1 protein-coding gene is annotated in these 265 nt (G+C 54.0%); it reads right to left on the bottom strand.

The window, feature by feature from the left end; genetic code table 11:
• On the bottom strand, positions 1–265 hold a 265-nt coding region (locus QN399_RS26390), incomplete at both ends, for a biotin/lipoyl-binding protein (protein ID WP_330201952.1).

Genomic DNA, 265 nt, shown 5'->3' with positions numbered 1-265 from the left:
GGCATTACTGACAGCGATTTCGGCCTCTTGCAGAGCCTGACGGGCTTGAAGGAAATCCTGTTCGGCAGAGATTTTGTCCTGCCATAACTGGCGTTCACGCTCGTAGGTAGTGCGCGCCAACTCTAGACGACGTTGCGCTGCGGCTTGCTCACTGCGCTGATCAGAAATTTGTTGACTGGCAATCACGGCTAGTAGCTGACCTTTTTTCACTGTTTGGCCAAGATTGACATGTACCGACTCGACGACACCAGGAACCCGGGGTACC

Origin of the sequence: Pseudomonas sp. 10C3, assembly GCF_036346185.1 — a bacterium.
Taxonomy (GTDB): domain Bacteria; phylum Pseudomonadota; class Gammaproteobacteria; order Pseudomonadales; family Pseudomonadaceae; genus Aquipseudomonas.
Note: the sequence above shows the minus strand (reverse complement) of the source record. Positions and strands in the feature narration are given on the sequence as shown.